This window comes from Streptococcus sp. SCPM-O-B-23252 (M501) (genome assembly GCF_058200355.1).
The window spans coordinates 227,792-242,850 of the sequence record NZ_JBYQGS010000001.1 but is presented as its reverse complement, the minus strand read 5'-3'; the positions used below and the strand labels follow the sequence as shown (position 1 = coordinate 242,850).

Genomic DNA, 15,059 nt, shown 5'->3' with positions numbered 1-15,059 from the left:
AACTTTTTTTATTAGAGTTGGGCTAATTGCAACAAGCGTTCTTTGGACAATTTTTTAATTTCAATTTGATTAGCATCCAACAATTCAAATTCACTCGAGTCCAAAGCATCCAGTAGGGCTTCTAAATTCACAGCAGCCACCGGCTTATAACTCTCTGGCATATCAGGATTTCCAGTGATTTCCACTAGGTTCACTTTCCAGTCGATGACCTCATCCATATTGACCTTCTCTACAAACTCAGCAGGTACAAAAGGCACACGTGGCAAGACAGTATCCGTATCTTCTGTTAGACTGTAACTGCCAATAATGCCTCCCGTTTCGTTCTGACGGTAGAAACGAACTTGACTAAAGAAGGCGGAGCTGTATTGAACCTTTTTAACCACTTGACTGAACTCCTCTAAAGGTTGAGCGGAGTCTAAAATTTTACGAAGGAGCTCACGATCCAAGATCACAGAATGAGCAAATCCCTGAAGTTGATATTGATGAAGGTCTGGATCTTTTTCTAGATTCTGTAGATTCTTCAGCAAATAGTTCTCATAGTCAAAAGAGAAAATAGAATCTGCGTCATAGCTGGTTCCTAAATTATCGTGAATCTCATTTCCCAACTGGCGAGCTAGGGCACTGAGCCATTCCAAGATGAGTCGCCAATCTTCAAGGGTGGCAAAATCTGCAAGGATGAACTGATAAGCATGCTCTTGATCCAGATAACGAAGGATGATCGGCAAGCAACTCTTGCCATAGCGGATACACATCATGGCTGGAAAATCTTTGAGAGAGCGACCAAGCATGGCTTCCTCAAAACTGTAGGTAAGAACTCCCTCCACCAAATTCAATACATCTTTAGCTGGCATCACTTTTTGATAGCCAAACATACTCTTTTTATTTCGAATTGAAAACACAACTGACATTTGTTTTCTCCTTTTTGTAATCGCTTACCAAATTATAGCACAAATTTTCATGACTTTCCATAGAAAAAAACAGCCAAAAGGCTGCTTTTGAATGTAGACAAATTATTGTGCTACATTAAACAGCTAGATGACTTTCAAAACATGACTTTTATTTTTTAGTCATTAAAGAAGATGAAAAACTTTCCGCTGTGAGAAAAAGTGCTTGAACCAGTGTAGTTCAAGCACTCGGGAGTTTTGAAACCTTAGGTTCAAAACTAAGTCATGGAACTTCGTAGAAGTTCGCTGACGTCCGTACTCACCTAAGGGAAGTTTTTCAAAAGACTTTATCTTCAATCTGAAATAGCCAAAAGGCTGTTTTTAACTTATGCAAGAGTTCCATCAAGCGTCTCACCGATAACGGCCAAACGTTCAGCAACCTCTGCTTGTGACAAGTTGTATTCTTCGACATAACGATTGCGTGGATGAACACGACACTCATGGGAGCAGCCACGGAGGTACTTGTCTTCGTTCTCTTCTGAAGTCAAGATGCGACGGTTACAGAAAGGATTTCCACAGTTGACATAGCGTTCACATGGTGTTCCATCAAACCAGTCTTTTCCAACAACGCTTGGATCGACATGGTTGACATCGACAGCAATCCGCTCGTCAAAGACGTACATCTTCCCATCCCATAGTTCTCCTTGAACTTCTGGGTCTTTTCCGTAGGTTGCAATTCCGCCGTGCAATTGACCGACATCTTTGTAGCCTTCACGCACCATCCAACCTGAGAACTTCTCACAACGGACGCCACCTGTACAGTAAACTACGACACGCTTGTCCATGAATTTTTCCTTGTTATCACGGACCCATTGTGGCAACTCACGGAAATTGCGGATATCTGGACGAATAGCGCCGCGGAAGTGTCCAAGATCGTACTCATAGTCGTTACGAGTATCAAGGACAACTGTATCCTCGTCTAGAAGAGCTTCTTTAAATTCTTTTGGAGACAAGTAAGCACCTGTCGTTTCAAGGGGATTGATATCGTTATCGAAGTTATCATCCTCTAATCCAAGGTGGACAATCTCTTTCTTATATCGTACAAACATCTTCTTGAAAGCTTGCTCTTCTTCCTCATCAATCTTGAACCAGAGGTCTTCCATACCAGGAAGGCTGTGAACATAGTCCATGTATTTTTGCGTCGTTTCGTAATCACCAGAAACGGTTCCGTTGATTCCTTCATCAGCAACTAGGATACGTCCCTTGAGCCCGATTGATTTACAGAAAGCCAAATGATCAGCCGCAAATTGTTCTGCGTTTTCGATGGGAACATATTTATAGTAAAGTAAAACACGAATAGGTTTTGCCATAAGATTCTCTTTTCTAAGATTAAATTATCAGAATTTTTCATTCAACTATACCAGTATACTCTCCCGAGAAAACGAATGCAATTTATTTGACTGAAAAATAAAAGCCTGGGGTTCCAGACTTTTACACGACGAAAATAAGACTCCGACTACCTACTCTTCCTTTTCCAACTGGTCTAGATAGGCTTCATAGCGTTTTTTCTCTACTTTTGCAAGGAGCATCACAAGGGAATTCATCCCCCATACAATCGGAAGATTCAGGAGAAATGTGATAGGAAGCACCAGCAAAAATTTTGAATGAAAGGGATTATTGTGATAGATTGCTTGGTTTAATTGAAAATTTTGAGCCCAGATGAATAAGGAGAGAACACAAGTTACAGTAATAATCCCCATTAGATTGAGGTAACTATAGCTGATAAACCGTACACCCAATCGTTGACAACGAACCGAATAATACAATCCTGAAACAATGAGTAAGGTTACGACCATGATTGGACTCAGTCCAGGATTGGTCGTAAACATAGATCCCACACTAAAAACTGCTAAGGCGAGGAATAGAAAACTAGCCGTTTCAGCACCAGCCTTATTGGCCAGTCCTTCTTCTCGTTCATCTATAATTTGTTTGTTCAACAATTGTAATCTCATTTATTCCTCCTCTAACTCTGCCTCGATCTTCTTTTGTTTTTTCCGATTGATAAGAGCAAGTGGTTTCTCTAACAGATAAGTCAAAAGGGCAAAGACTAAAATAGCAAGGACGATTTTGAGCAGATACTTGGGACTGAACATAAAGCTCATCGTTTCGCGCTTCCCAATCACATCCGTTGCGATCACAAATAAGGAAAATAAGACGCCTGCCCCGATGCGGCTGAACCAGCTATCTTTTTCTAACATATCTCGAATGTCGATCCCTGAGCTGATCCTTCTCACAAAGGCATAAACTCCCATGACAATCAAGAGAATAAGTTCGGGAATATAGGCTACTAGCTCTAAGTCCAGAATACTAGCTTTCACAAAGGCTGATAAGGCGATAAAGCAGGTCATTCCTAGAACAAGTTCCCCCGCAATTTTTCCATCAAGCAGCATGGTCCGTTCATCTTTTACAATTGGTTCTTTCTTTTGTTTCATATGTTTCCTCTTTCTATTGTTAAAACTGTTACTCCCAGAACAGTTGATCCAGCGTCTTATCCAAGGTCTTACAAATGGCTAGGCAGAGGCTGAGGGTTGGATTGTACTTCCCTGCCTCGATCAGGCCAATGGTCTGACGTGTCACCCCGATGGCATCTGCAAGATCCCCCTGGGTCATATCATGCTCGACCCGGGCCATTTTTAATTTGAGATTTTTCGTCACATGCTTTTCCTTTCTTGTTTTTATAACTCTATTATACACTATATTTTCTATTTTGCAACATATATTTTACATTTTGTAAAAAATATTTTTGGTAAACAAAAAAAGCCTGGTTTCCCAGACTTTATCTTCTTATTTATGATTAGTCTTTAGACAAACTTCCATCTTTTGTTTGAGTCCGTGCATAAGCAATCAAGAGAAGAGAACCTGCAATAGCTACAACTAAAGCATTGACAGAACCTGCTACAACACCTTGTAGGAAGACCTTGTTTGCACTTTCTTTGTAGATCATCACATCCCCAATCGGAGCAATCAATCCCCAAATAAGCAAGTTGGCAATGACTTGTACGACGTTAAAGACGATCAATTCTTTCTTGGTCACTTCTCCTTTTAGGTTACCGATTTGCTTGCGGAAGATACCAACAAAGAGTCCAAACAAGCCACTAGAAATGATCCAAGTCCACCAGAGGCCATAAGTCATCGCATCTTTAATGGCATGTCCGATAAAGCCCATTAAGAAACCAACAATCGGACCAAAGATCACACTAAAGAGGGCTTGAAGAGCGTATTGCAATTGAATGTTGGTATTTGGAGCTGGCGCTGGAATTGGGATCATCGCAATGACCACAAAGAGGGCCGCTCCAACCCCGATGGCTACAACATCCTTAATTGTAAAAGCTTGTTTTTGTTTCATATTTTATCTCCTATTAATTTTCCATTTTTCTAATTTCGATATGCCAAGAAGCCCCAACTCCTACATTATAGGCCTTGGCAAAGGATCCCTGGTTGATAGCAAGACCAACACGGTAGAGGGAATTGATATAAAGGATTGGCTGTCCAATCCGCACGTCAGCGAAAGACTTGCCGTAGGTTACTTGGTTTTGGTAAACCAGCATGTCATTGTTATAGATGGTCACTTCAAAGCGTTCCCCAAATTCAGGTTCCAAATGATTGAACTCTTCTCGAGTAATCGAAGTCCAGAGAGAACCAAAGCGTACATCCAAGATGTCAACTGCTCCTTTGACAAGATTGTCCTCCATAACAGTTTCCACCACAGGGATTTCTACAATGTGTTCGACACTGAGTTCTGGTCCCACTTCCTCAAAGCTGATATGGCCACTGGCTAACTTAGCTCCTGTATAGGCATAGACATCACGCCCATGGAAGGTATAAGAAAACTCTGTATTGGCCCGGCGGTTCTTCACCTCTGAAATCTCACGGATAGCAACAATCCCTACATGTTTTTTGATGAAAGAGAGGGTTCCATTATCTGGAGTAACAATGTATTGATTCTTCGCCGTTTTAGCTACCACACTCTTTCGTTTGGATCCAACACCTGGATCGACGACCGAAACAAAAGTTGTCCCTTCTGGCCAGTAGTCTATCGTCTGAAAGAGGCGGTAACTTCCTTCAAAGATATTGTAAGGGGTAATGTCATGGGTCAAGTGATGAATCTTAAGGGTGGGTGATTCCTCTAAAGCAACCCCGATCATAGCAGAGACAGCCCCATCCACCAGACCGAAGTCTGACTGAAGAACTAGTAAATTATTGTGCATATTTTTTCTCCATCATGTCATTTTCTATCTAGCTTTTGATAGACCAACTGTCCCAGAAGATAACCTAGTAGAGCTCCAAGAAGAAGGGTCAATAAAAACCAGCTCACCGTCTCCATATTTGACGGTACCATAACGCGTTCAATATAATCCATCGACTTCCCACGGGCTAGTAAAGAAGCACGGTAACTAGCTGGTTGGATCCACATCATGAGAATGGGGCCTGTCGTCGTAAAGGAAAAGAAGAGGAAGGAAAGCGCATTGCCTAACTTCGACTGGTAGTGGCCACGAGCTGCGACCAATTCAGCCAAAAGCCCCCCAACAAGAGCAGGAAGAAAGGCTCCAGCTCCATGACGAGTGAAAAGGAAAAAAGCACCAATCACAAGAGCAACTACTTGAATAGCTCCTGTCCGTTGAATTTTCTCAACATAGACGCGATAGATTCCTCCACCAACTAGGGCAGAGAAGGCTGGAGCATAAAACATATTCCCTCGATGGTCAACCAGACTTCCAAGCAGGACGCCTAAACCAATGGCAAGAAAATACAAGCCTGCAAAGGCTGCAACCTGCTTAAATTGATGTTTCTGTATCATGTTCATATACCTAACCCATCCTTACCGGTGACTAATTTTCTTGGTCAAGAAATCACCGATAAACTGAATAAAGAAGATCAAAAGCAGAATCAAGAAGGTTGCTAGCAAGGTGACATCATTATTAAAGCGTTGGTAACCATAGGAAATAGCCACGTTTCCGAGACCACCGGCTCCAATCGCACCCGCCATGGCTGTTTCACCAACCAAGGAAATAAGAGTAACAGTTGTGACACGAATCAAATCTGGAAGACCTTCACGAAGATAGACACCTACAATATCCCAGAAGGTCGCTCCACTTGCCTGTGCTGCTTCAATCACACCTCGGTCAAGCTCAGATAAAACGACTTGAACTTGGCGGGCAAAGAAAGGAAAGACGGCTAAGGATAGGGGAACTAAGGCTGCTGTAGGACCGATCCCAGTTCCGACAATCATACGAGTGAAGGGATTGATCAAGGCTAGCAAGATGATAAATGGAATGGCACGGAAGATGGAAGTGATTTTATCCAAGATATGGAAAACCAATTTATTCTCGATAATCCCGCCTGGTGCTGTCAAGACTAATAATAAGCCTGCAATGAGTCCCAACAAACCACCAATCACAAAAGAGATAAAGGTCATGTAAAGGGTCAGATAAATCGCTGTTCCCCATCCAGCTTGGCCACTCCAGCCCATCCGGTAAACATTTGGTAGATAGGTTTGAATAAAGTCAATCATGCATTACTCCCTTCTTTTAAGACACGAACAGAAACACCTGCCGCTTGTAAATCCCGTTGGGCAGCAGATAGATTCGCTGCTTCTCCAGTCAGGATAACAACCAACTCTCCAACAGGGGTATGATCCAAAATTTCAATATTCCCGTGTAGAATATTTGCAGACACTTGGTACTGTTTATAAATATCGTTGATAATCGCCGTGTCTGTCACCGAACCAGAATATTTCAAATGGGCCAAAACAGAATCCGCTGGCAATTGCTTAACAATTTGTTGCTGGTTGATTTTCACCATAGCTTCATCGATTCCTGTTGCTGTTGTGATGAAGTCTTGCGTTAATTCATTCTTAGGATTTGAGAAGATATCTAAAACAGAACCTTCTTCAATCAATTCACCATTTTGCATAACAGCAACCCGATTGGCAATGTCTTTGACAATTTGCATTTCGTGGGTAATCAAGACCACTGTCAAGCCCAACTTCTGATTCAGCTCTTGCAGAAGAGCAAGGATTTGTTTGGTCGTTTTTGGATCTAGGGCAGATGTTGATTCGTCAGAAATCAAAATCTTTGGATCGTTGGCGAGCGCACGCGCAATCGCCACCCGTTGTTTTTGACCACCTGACAACTGAGCAGGATAGTTGTCCGCCCGATCTGACAGTCCTACTAGTTCCAACAACTTAGCTACTTTTTCAGCCTTTTGCTCTTTAGACAAATTTGAATGCTTAAGGGCAAAGGCCACATTTTCAGCAGCGGTCATTTGGGCCATTAGATTGAAGTGTTGGAAAATCATACCAATGTCTCGGCGTTTTTGGCGTAAAGCCGCAGCATTCAAGGTCACCTGATCTTGATAGATGACATCACCATCTACGGTGATAGTACCTGCTGACGGTACTTGCAAGAGATTGATGACCCGTACAAGCGTTGATTTCCCTGCACCAGAATATCCAACAATCCCGTAAATATCCCCTTCATTGATATGAATGGTCACATCCTTCACGGCTGCAATTTCACGTTTTTTCTGATGAAAGGTAACATCGATATGGTCCAGTTTGATAATTTCTTTACTCATAACTTGTGATTAACTCCTTAATTAATTCAATATGGGTATAGTAGTCTGCAATTTTCACATTTTCATCCCCACCATGATCTCGACTATTGGCATTTCCGATACCAAAGGCAGCCATTGGAACTTGCAAGGCCTCAAAGACCGTATGCATGGGACCAGTGCCTGCAGTTGTCGGAAGAACACAGACCCCTTCTGGATAAAAGCGTTTGGCCAGATCAATCACATTGAGAATGGACGGCGCACTCATATCACTCCGATAGCTCATTTCCCCTAGTGTGAAAACAAGTTCAATCTTCTCAAAGCCATTCTGATCCAATTGTTTACGAATCAACTCCAAGACTTGTTTAGGCTCCAAGCCTGGCACCAACCGAACTTCCATCTTGGCTCGAGCTTCTGCAGGGAGAATCGTCTTGACTCCTTGTCCCTGATACCCTGTTCCCAAGCCTTCAATGTTCATAGCTGGCTCAAAATAAAAACGTTTTAAAAACTCACTTCGTTCTTCTTTCAAGATAGGCAATTGGAGATTGTAGATTTCTGTCACATCGTCCGCCGTTTTATTAGCATAACGATCAATCAGGGCCAGTTCCCGCTCGTTAGGCTCCTCAATCAAGTCGTAGAGTCCATCCACCAAGATGCGACCGTCTTTATCTCGAAGACTGGACAAACCATTGAGCAGATACCAAGATGCTGATTCCACCACTCCACCATAGCTGGAATGGATATCCACATCTGCACTTTTGACCACCATGTCAAAGGTAACAATCCCCTTGTTGCCACCGGAGATTTCCAGTTCCCCTTGTTGGTTACGAGTCCCTTGTTCCCAGACTAAGAGATCTGCCCCACGCAAGTGTTTTTTGTGTTTGGCTAGATACTTATCCAGGTCGGTCGAAGCAGATTCTTCTGCTCCTTCGATGATAAAGGTAATGTTGACTGGCAGGTCGCCATTCTCACGGATATATTTGCGAATAGCCGTTAACCGTGCTGTAATATGCCCCTTGTCATCATCTACCCCTCGACCATACATGGTCCCGTAATGGACCGACAGCGTAAAGGGATCACTTGTCCAAGGTTGGTCGCCATCTGCTGGAACAGTATCGTAATGGTTGTAGAAAATGATGGTCTTGGCATCCGGATTGGGTGAAACAAATTTAGCAATGACAAATGGCGCTGTGTAACTGTCATCCACAGTTACCTTAGCTCCTGCAGCTGTGAAAATTTCTCCCAAATAGGTCGCTACTTCCTTTAAGCCAATCTGCTGGGCAAAAATGGAGCGTTTGGAAATGAGGGTCCTCAGGACTTCAAAATAATGTTGAGCCACCTCATCATTTTCAAATTTGCGTATTTGTTCTGTCTCTCTTGGATTGGACATCATTTCCTCCTACTATACACGATAAGAGGTAGAGAAAACCTTCTCCACCTCTCTATTCATCCTATCAATTACCAAATTGGTTGGTCCATACCGTCTGAAGATTCTTCGATGACTTTCTTCACGTTGTCAGTATGGTAGGCTTTAATAATGGCTTCGATTGCTTTTGCTTTATCAGATGATTTCCAATCTTTCTTAGCTGCAATCAAGTTGTACCATTGTTTAGAGTTGCTGTTTGCTTTTTCTACAAAGAGAGCTTTCTTGTAATCAATACCTGCTTCACGAACAAAGGTGTTATTGATGATTGCTGCATCAACTGATGGAAGTGAAGAAGCTGTTTGAGAAGCGTCCAACTCAGAAATTGTCAAGTTCTTTGGATTGTCTTTGATGTTGCTGATGGTAGCCAATTCCCCATCTTTTGTATCCAACTTGATCAAACCAGCTGATTCCAATACATACAAGGCACGGCTTTCGTTTGTTGGGTCGTTTGGTACTGCAATGGTACCTTTTTCAGGAATGTCTTTCACATCTGTGTATTTGTTCTTTCCATCTTTTGTACCAGAGTAAAGACGGATTGGCGCAATATAAGTATCTGCTACAGAAACTAGATCTGCGCTGTTTTCTTTGTTCCAGTTTTCAAGGTAGTTGTAATGTTGGAAAGCGTTGATATCCACATCTCCATCACGAACAGCTTGGTTTGGTTGTGAGTAGTCTGTAAACTGAGTGAATTCCAATTTGATGTTTGCTTTTGCATCATCTAAGTTCTTTTGCACTTCTTTCCAACGAGCTTCTTCTGTATCACTTAAGTTCATCACCCCAACTTTAACAGTTGTCACACCATCTTTATCAGATGATTTAGATGATTTTGAAGAACCACATGCTGCTAAAGCAAATGTTGCAACGGTAGCAAGAGCTGCTACTCCAAAAAGTTTTGTTAATTTCATATTCTTTTCTCCTTATGATGTTTTTAAATAACCTTATTTAATATCAGAAGCTTCTGGAAGGAAAGTTCCACCAAAGTACTTCTTAGACAATTTTTCAAGTGTCCCATCTTCGTACAATTCTTTGATTCGTTTGTTGACGAAGGTTTCCAATTCTTTTTCACCTTTGGCAAGGATTGGGTAAACGTATGGTTGTTGATCACTTGGAAGTTCAATCACTTCCAAATTATCCAACCCTTGGTCCTTGATCAAAGCTTCAACGGTCAAACGTTCAAAAATCTTATAATCTGAACGGCCATCGCTCAAATTAGCAAGAATAGATTGAATCGTTCCATCTGTATATTTGAGCTCTGTTGGATTATCCTTGTGCTCTTCATTGTATGCTTCCAATTGTTTCGCTGTAGAAGTTCCTTGGATGACCTCTGTAGACTTGCCACCGATATCATCCAGTGACTTGATCCCTGAATCTTTGCGAACCACTAAGACCACTGGGTTCTTTGCGTATGGATTTGGGTACAAGTATTTTTCCGCACGTTTTTTATCGTAGCTAAGGTTGCTGACACCGATTTGGTAACGATCGCCGTCTAAGCCAGCAAAGATAGAAGACCATTCTGTCTTATTAAAGTTGACTTCATACATATCTGAACCTTTGAAGATTTCACGCATGACTTCGATTTCATAACCAGTCAATTCTCCGTCCTTATCATAGGTGAAGGGTTTGGTTGTTCCAACTGTTGCGACTTCAATGGTCCGTTTTCCGCTTGATTTACTTGATGACTTGGATGAGCAGGCTACCAAAGTCCCAACTGCTACTAAGCCCACAAGACTCAAACCAACATATTTGATGAATTTATTCAATTTCATTTGTTCTCCTTTTTCACTAAAATTGTTTATTCCTCTTTAAAAAAACAGCTTTTTCCATCATATCAAAATTCCTGACTCTTGGGTATTATATTTTCTTTATGGCAGTGATAAGTTTTACCTATCACGTCTCATTTGGTTGAAAATTTTTTCAGCAAAGCGAGGGCATTTTCTACGTAATATGGAACTGATACTGCAAAAGCAGCATCATCTATGACCATGCTATCATGGTGGAGATCCGGTGCATCCGCTGCACCATTCGATCCGATAAAAGCAAAGACTCCTGGGATTTTCTCTTGATAGAAAGCAAAATCTTCACCCGCTGTCGATGGCTGGGCCTCGACAACTTCTGCAAAAGACTTGGACCAGCGAAAAACTTTTTTAGCCAGGGCCTTATCATTATAGGTAACCGGTGGTGTCTTGCCCCAATCAAATTGGACCATGACTCCGGTACTGTTAGAGATTTGCTCAATCACGCGAATGAAATCCGCCTTGAGGCGTCTCTGGAGATCCGGATTAAAGGTTCGAATGGTTCCTTCAAAGTAACCATACTTGGGAAGAACATTCCAGGTTGAACCAGCTTCGATATGGGTCACCGATAGGACAGCTGTCTCAAATGGCGAAACCGTACGCGAAACCAAGGTCTGCAACTGCTGGACCATACTAGTGATTGCTACAACCGTATCCAAACCGAGATCCGGTCGAGCTGCATGACTGCTCACCCCAGTGACAGTCACCTTGAACTTTTCAACACCCGCCATCATGGCGCCTGGACGCAGGGCCAACTGACCCGCAGGCAATGACGGCATGTTGTGAAATCCAAGGATGGCCTGTACATTCTCTAGGAGCCCGGTCGCTAATACCGCAGATGCTCCTTCAGAAGTCTCCTCAGCCGGCTGAAAAATCAACCGAACCGTTCCCTTTAAGTCTGTTTCCATACCTTTTAGGACTTCTGCAGCCCCTAATAGGCTCACCTGATGGAAATCATGGCCACAGGCATGCATGACACCAGGGTTTTGACTTTGGTAGTCGAGACCCGTGTTTTCCTGAATTGGAAGGGCATCAATATCTGCGCGAAGGGCAATGACTGGTTGACCGCTTCCGATCTCAGCAATCAGACCGGTCTTTAATCCACTGTTTAAAATGCGTACACCTAGCTTTTCCAAATAGGCTTTGAGATAAGCTGTGGTTTGGTATTCTTGTCCAGATAACTCTGGATGCTGATGCACGTAATGCCGAATGGGCACTAGATGTTCATAGGAAAATGATACCATTTCTCGTCCCCTTTCTAGCATAGTTCTATTCTATCACTGCCTCCCCTATTCGTCTAATTCCTATTTTTTTCTCTCAGTTATAGCCAGGAACTATATCGTTATTGTTGTGTCCTCTGCTTTCCTTCCTAAAAATGCCAAACCTCAAGAAAAAAACCTTTGAAGAAATTATCTTCAAAGGTCTATTTCTATTAGAATCCATCCACGTTTGTGTAGATTTTTTGTACGTCTTCGTCGTCTTCAAGAACGCTGTAGAGTTTTTCAAATGTTTCCAAATCTTCACCTGATAACTCAACTTCTGATTGAGGAATCATTTCCAATTCGGTTACTTGGAATTCTTCGATACCAGATTCACGCAAAGCAACGATCGCTTTGTGAAGGTCAGTTGGAGCAGTGTAAACAGTAATTGTTCCTTCTTCTGCTTCAACATCATCTACATCCACATCTGCTTCCAATAAAAGCTCAAAGATGGCATCCGCATCATCACCCGCAAAGACGATGACCCCCTTGTTGTCAAAGAGGTAAGATACAGAACCAGAAGCTCCCATGTTTCCACCGTTTTTACCGAAGGCAGCCCGGACATTCGCAGCTGTACGGTTAACATTTGATGTCAAGGTATCAACGATCAACATGGAACCATTTGGTCCAAATCCTTCGTAACGTCCTTCTGTAAAGGTTTCGTCTGTATTCCCTTTTGCCTTATCGATCGCTTTATCAATTACGTGTTTTGGCACTTGCGCTTGTTTAGCACGGTCGATAACGAATTTCAAAGCAGTATTCAATTCTGGATCTGGCTCACCTTTTTTAGCGGCTACATAGATTTCTACTCCGAATTTCGCATATACTTTTGAGTTAGCGCCATCTTTGGCAGTTTTCTTTGCCACAATATTGGCCCATTTACGTCCCATTGGAGGTTCTCCTTTTAATAGTTTACATTTTAATCTTCATTATTATAACACAGTAACCATGAAAAATCACTAAGAAAAATAGTAGAATTCGTTCTCTTCTATATCTTTTCTTTAACAGAAAAGAAGATGTTTACTTGTAGATCCTAATCTTACATTTCCTATTGACTGGTATCTTATGAACTTTGCCTTTGGAAATAGCGAAGCTCAACATAGCAACTTATTGTTCATTCTTCTCGTCAGTGATAGTTGGAATGTCTTCCTTTTCAACCAAGTTCCAGTCTGAGTATGTCGTTTCACTCTTGATCGTCAGTAATCCTTTATTACTTAAAGTAGATACTGTCATCTTGAATTCTTTAAGGAATTTAGTTTTTTTGTCAATCTTTACGATCAAATCATTCTTGTATTTTGAATCAGGGAATTGTGATAAGTTAAACTGGAACTCGTCTTCATAAATGCTTATTAAGTCAGCATCCTTATTTTTCAACTTGAAGACATAAGCGTCATCCGTTTCTTCTAGAGCTAAATCTTCTGTTAGTTCATTCAAACCCTTTAAGAGCTGGAAATAATCCGGGTTAACAATATATTTACCGTCTTTTCCATAAATCTCCTTATCCCATTCCCCACTTTTATTATAACGGGTATACATTGGAGTCATTTCACCACCCGGCATCAAGAGTTCTTTAAAATTTTCTTCTCCATTCTCCAAAGTCTTAACACTAATGTATGCCATCTCTACTTCTTGCTTTTCAGTCTTATAGATAACTTGTGAAGTCATTTTTTGTTTTTTTTGAATAGTTTCTTCTTTTGTATTTAATGAACCACTTATATCCGTTTTCTGACGAACACTAGTCATTTTTTTATTAGTGGTCTCGATTTCTTCTAAAAGACTTGTTATATCCTCGGTTTTACGTGAACTTTGACTTGTTTTTTTCTGAGCACTATTTCCTTGATGGTTAATGCTCGAGCAAGCACCTAGGCCGAGGGCAATTATAGCCAAGAGGGAAAGTAAGATTGATTTTTTCGTTCTCATAAAAGAAGATTCCTTTTTCTGTTTTTATATGCTTCTACTTCTATCTTTTTAGTTTAGATAAAAGTTTTCTTTACAAAACAATCACTGGGACGCGTCCAAAATTTTGTTCCTTAAGTGCAGGATGGCCTAGTTGATACACCTGATCAGCTTGTTGGGTCAAAGCATCCCAAGGTTCCTTACCGATTCGGGTCACGATTTCTACTGATTTTTTCAAGCCTTTGAGATGAGCTTGTCCCTTTGCGGAAAAACCTAAGACACGAATGGCGTCGGGAAGAGCCTGATCCATCGCCCCTACCAAGATGTAGGTAAAGATGCGGCGCACGCGCGCTTTGGTATAGCGCTTGGTTGCGACTTTCTCAACTAAGTCCTCCACAGAGCTAGCACTTCGAACGGCCTCCTTTATCCGGTTGGCCAGTTCCTCATTGACCTGAAAGATCTGTGTCAGATCTGGATGGGTTAGGATTTGATAACGGAGCAGTTGGTCATAATCCTCCCAAGATACCTGTGGAGCCGACTGAAAGAGTTGACTATTGGGCATGAATTTAGCGACAAAGTCCTGATCTTCCTTGTGTAGGCGTAGACTAGTCGCAGAAGCATAGGCCACTTCTTTTTCTTCTGAATGGTAGCCTGCTCCCTGGCGCTGGACGGACTTGAGCGCAATTCCCTTCCCAGCACAAGCCTTGGCATAGGCCAAACCCAGGATATGATTGGGAGTCTCTCCTGTGAACTCCACTCCAGCAAAGGTTTCCCACATTTTTTGGGTCTTTTGTGGATAGGATAAATCGTCAGGAAGGCTTCGCAAGAAAGCTTCCATTTCCGCCTCATTCTCCGAGTAGACTGTCGCAATCGCTTGGTAATCTATGACTTCTTCTGTCCCAAAGGCCAATTGGTCGATTCCTAGACGGGATAAGATTTCTACCGCTCCCTTGGCAAAATGATCCGCCGATTGAACAGCCACGAGAAAGGGGAGCTCGACCACCAGGTCTGCTCCATTTTCCAAAGCCATCTGAGCCCGTGTCCACTTGTCTACAATGGCAGGCTCGCCACGTTGAACAAAATTTCCAGACATGGCGACGATTTTCACCCCTTCTGCCTGTTCCAGCAGGTACTTGTGTCCATTGTGAAAGGGATTAAATTCAGCAATAATACCTGTAACTATCATGCC

Annotated in this window: 17 protein-coding genes; all 17 read right to left on the bottom strand. The window is 42.1% G+C overall.

All coding sequences use genetic code 11. The annotated features are described in order from the left end of the window. Positions 1 to 11 precede the first annotated feature (11 nt). The 17 genes from AC3E6G_RS01135 to AC3E6G_RS01055 all read right to left on the bottom strand — a co-directional run bounded on the left by AC3E6G_RS01135 (position 12) and on the right by AC3E6G_RS01055 (position 15,056). A complete protein-coding gene (locus AC3E6G_RS01135) occupies positions 12 to 908 on the bottom strand; it encodes a DUF4299 family protein (protein WP_048789840.1) in 897 nt (298 codons plus the stop codon). Positions 909 to 1,270: 362 nt separating this feature from the next. Beyond that, entirely contained in the window at positions 1,271 to 2,254 is a 984-nt protein-coding gene (trhO, locus tag AC3E6G_RS01130) for an oxygen-dependent tRNA uridine(34) hydroxylase TrhO (RefSeq protein ID WP_048789839.1), read from the bottom strand. A 150-nt stretch (positions 2,255 to 2,404) separates the two neighbouring features. Next, positions 2,405 to 2,896 (bottom strand): DUF6773 family protein, encoded by a 492-nt coding sequence (locus AC3E6G_RS01125; protein ID WP_048789838.1) that lies wholly within the window; start codon positions 2,894 to 2,896, stop codon positions 2,405 to 2,407. Continuing rightward, the gene (locus AC3E6G_RS01120; RefSeq protein ID WP_048789837.1) at positions 2,897 to 3,376 is read right to left on the bottom strand and encodes a DUF6773 family protein; all 480 of its coding nucleotides are present in this window, start codon (positions 3,374 to 3,376) and stop codon (positions 2,897 to 2,899) included. A 28-nt stretch (positions 3,377 to 3,404) separates the two neighbouring features. Beyond that, positions 3,405 to 3,599: a helix-turn-helix transcriptional regulator gene (locus AC3E6G_RS01115; protein WP_048691669.1), complete on the bottom strand. Its 195-nt coding sequence runs from the start codon at positions 3,597 to 3,599 to the stop codon at positions 3,405 to 3,407. Between the two features lie 139 nt (positions 3,600 to 3,738). Beyond that, positions 3,739 to 4,290 carry an ECF-type riboflavin transporter substrate-binding protein gene (locus AC3E6G_RS01110; protein ID WP_048691672.1) on the bottom strand — a complete coding sequence of 184 codons (552 nt, stop codon included), beginning with the start codon at positions 4,288 to 4,290 and terminating at the stop codon, positions 3,739 to 3,741. Between the two features lie 13 nt (positions 4,291 to 4,303). Then, entirely contained in the window at positions 4,304 to 5,152 is an 849-nt protein-coding gene (locus AC3E6G_RS01105; RefSeq protein WP_048789835.1) for an SAM hydrolase/SAM-dependent halogenase family protein, read from the bottom strand. 17 nt (positions 5,153 to 5,169) lie between these two features. Then, positions 5,170 to 5,748, bottom strand: a complete 579-nt coding sequence (locus AC3E6G_RS01100) for an MptD family putative ECF transporter S component (RefSeq protein WP_048789834.1) — start codon at positions 5,746 to 5,748, stop codon at positions 5,170 to 5,172. Positions 5,749 to 5,763: 15 nt separating this feature from the next. After that, complete coding sequence (locus tag AC3E6G_RS01095) at positions 5,764 to 6,456, bottom strand: methionine ABC transporter permease (protein WP_006595735.1); 693 nt, start codon at positions 6,454 to 6,456, stop codon at positions 5,764 to 5,766. Continuing rightward, entirely contained in the window at positions 6,453 to 7,520 is a 1,068-nt protein-coding gene (locus tag AC3E6G_RS01090) for a methionine ABC transporter ATP-binding protein (protein WP_048789833.1), read from the bottom strand. Before AC3E6G_RS01090 ends, AC3E6G_RS01095 begins: the two co-directional genes overlap by 4 nt. Next, positions 7,513 to 8,886 (bottom strand): M20/M25/M40 family metallo-hydrolase, encoded by a 1,374-nt coding sequence (locus tag AC3E6G_RS01085; protein WP_125334839.1) that lies wholly within the window; start codon positions 8,884 to 8,886, stop codon positions 7,513 to 7,515. The genes AC3E6G_RS01090 and AC3E6G_RS01085 overlap by 8 nt, the downstream gene beginning before the upstream one ends. A 68-nt stretch (positions 8,887 to 8,954) precedes the next feature. After that, the gene (locus tag AC3E6G_RS01080; protein ID WP_125334841.1) at positions 8,955 to 9,827 is read right to left on the bottom strand and encodes a MetQ/NlpA family ABC transporter substrate-binding protein; all 873 of its coding nucleotides are present in this window, start codon (positions 9,825 to 9,827) and stop codon (positions 8,955 to 8,957) included. Positions 9,828 to 9,860: 33 nt separating this feature from the next. Further along, the gene (locus AC3E6G_RS01075; RefSeq protein WP_125334843.1) at positions 9,861 to 10,688 is read right to left on the bottom strand and encodes an amino acid ABC transporter substrate-binding protein; all 828 of its coding nucleotides are present in this window, start codon (positions 10,686 to 10,688) and stop codon (positions 9,861 to 9,863) included. A 128-nt stretch (positions 10,689 to 10,816) separates the two neighbouring features. Continuing rightward, entirely contained in the window at positions 10,817 to 11,959 is a 1,143-nt protein-coding gene (locus tag AC3E6G_RS01070; protein WP_125334845.1) for an amidohydrolase, read from the bottom strand. Positions 11,960 to 12,147: 188 nt separating this feature from the next. Further along, the gene (locus tag AC3E6G_RS01065; RefSeq protein WP_006146163.1) at positions 12,148 to 12,864 is read right to left on the bottom strand and encodes a YebC/PmpR family DNA-binding transcriptional regulator; all 717 of its coding nucleotides are present in this window, start codon (positions 12,862 to 12,864) and stop codon (positions 12,148 to 12,150) included. 217 nt (positions 12,865 to 13,081) lie between these two features. Next, entirely contained in the window at positions 13,082 to 13,894 is an 813-nt protein-coding gene (locus tag AC3E6G_RS01060) for a hypothetical protein (RefSeq protein WP_048789828.1), read from the bottom strand. A gap of 70 nt (positions 13,895 to 13,964) precedes the next feature. Then, positions 13,965 to 15,056, bottom strand: a complete 1,092-nt coding sequence (locus AC3E6G_RS01055; RefSeq protein ID WP_048789827.1) for a nucleotidyltransferase — start codon at positions 15,054 to 15,056, stop codon at positions 13,965 to 13,967. Between the last annotated feature and the right edge of the window lie 3 nt (positions 15,057 to 15,059).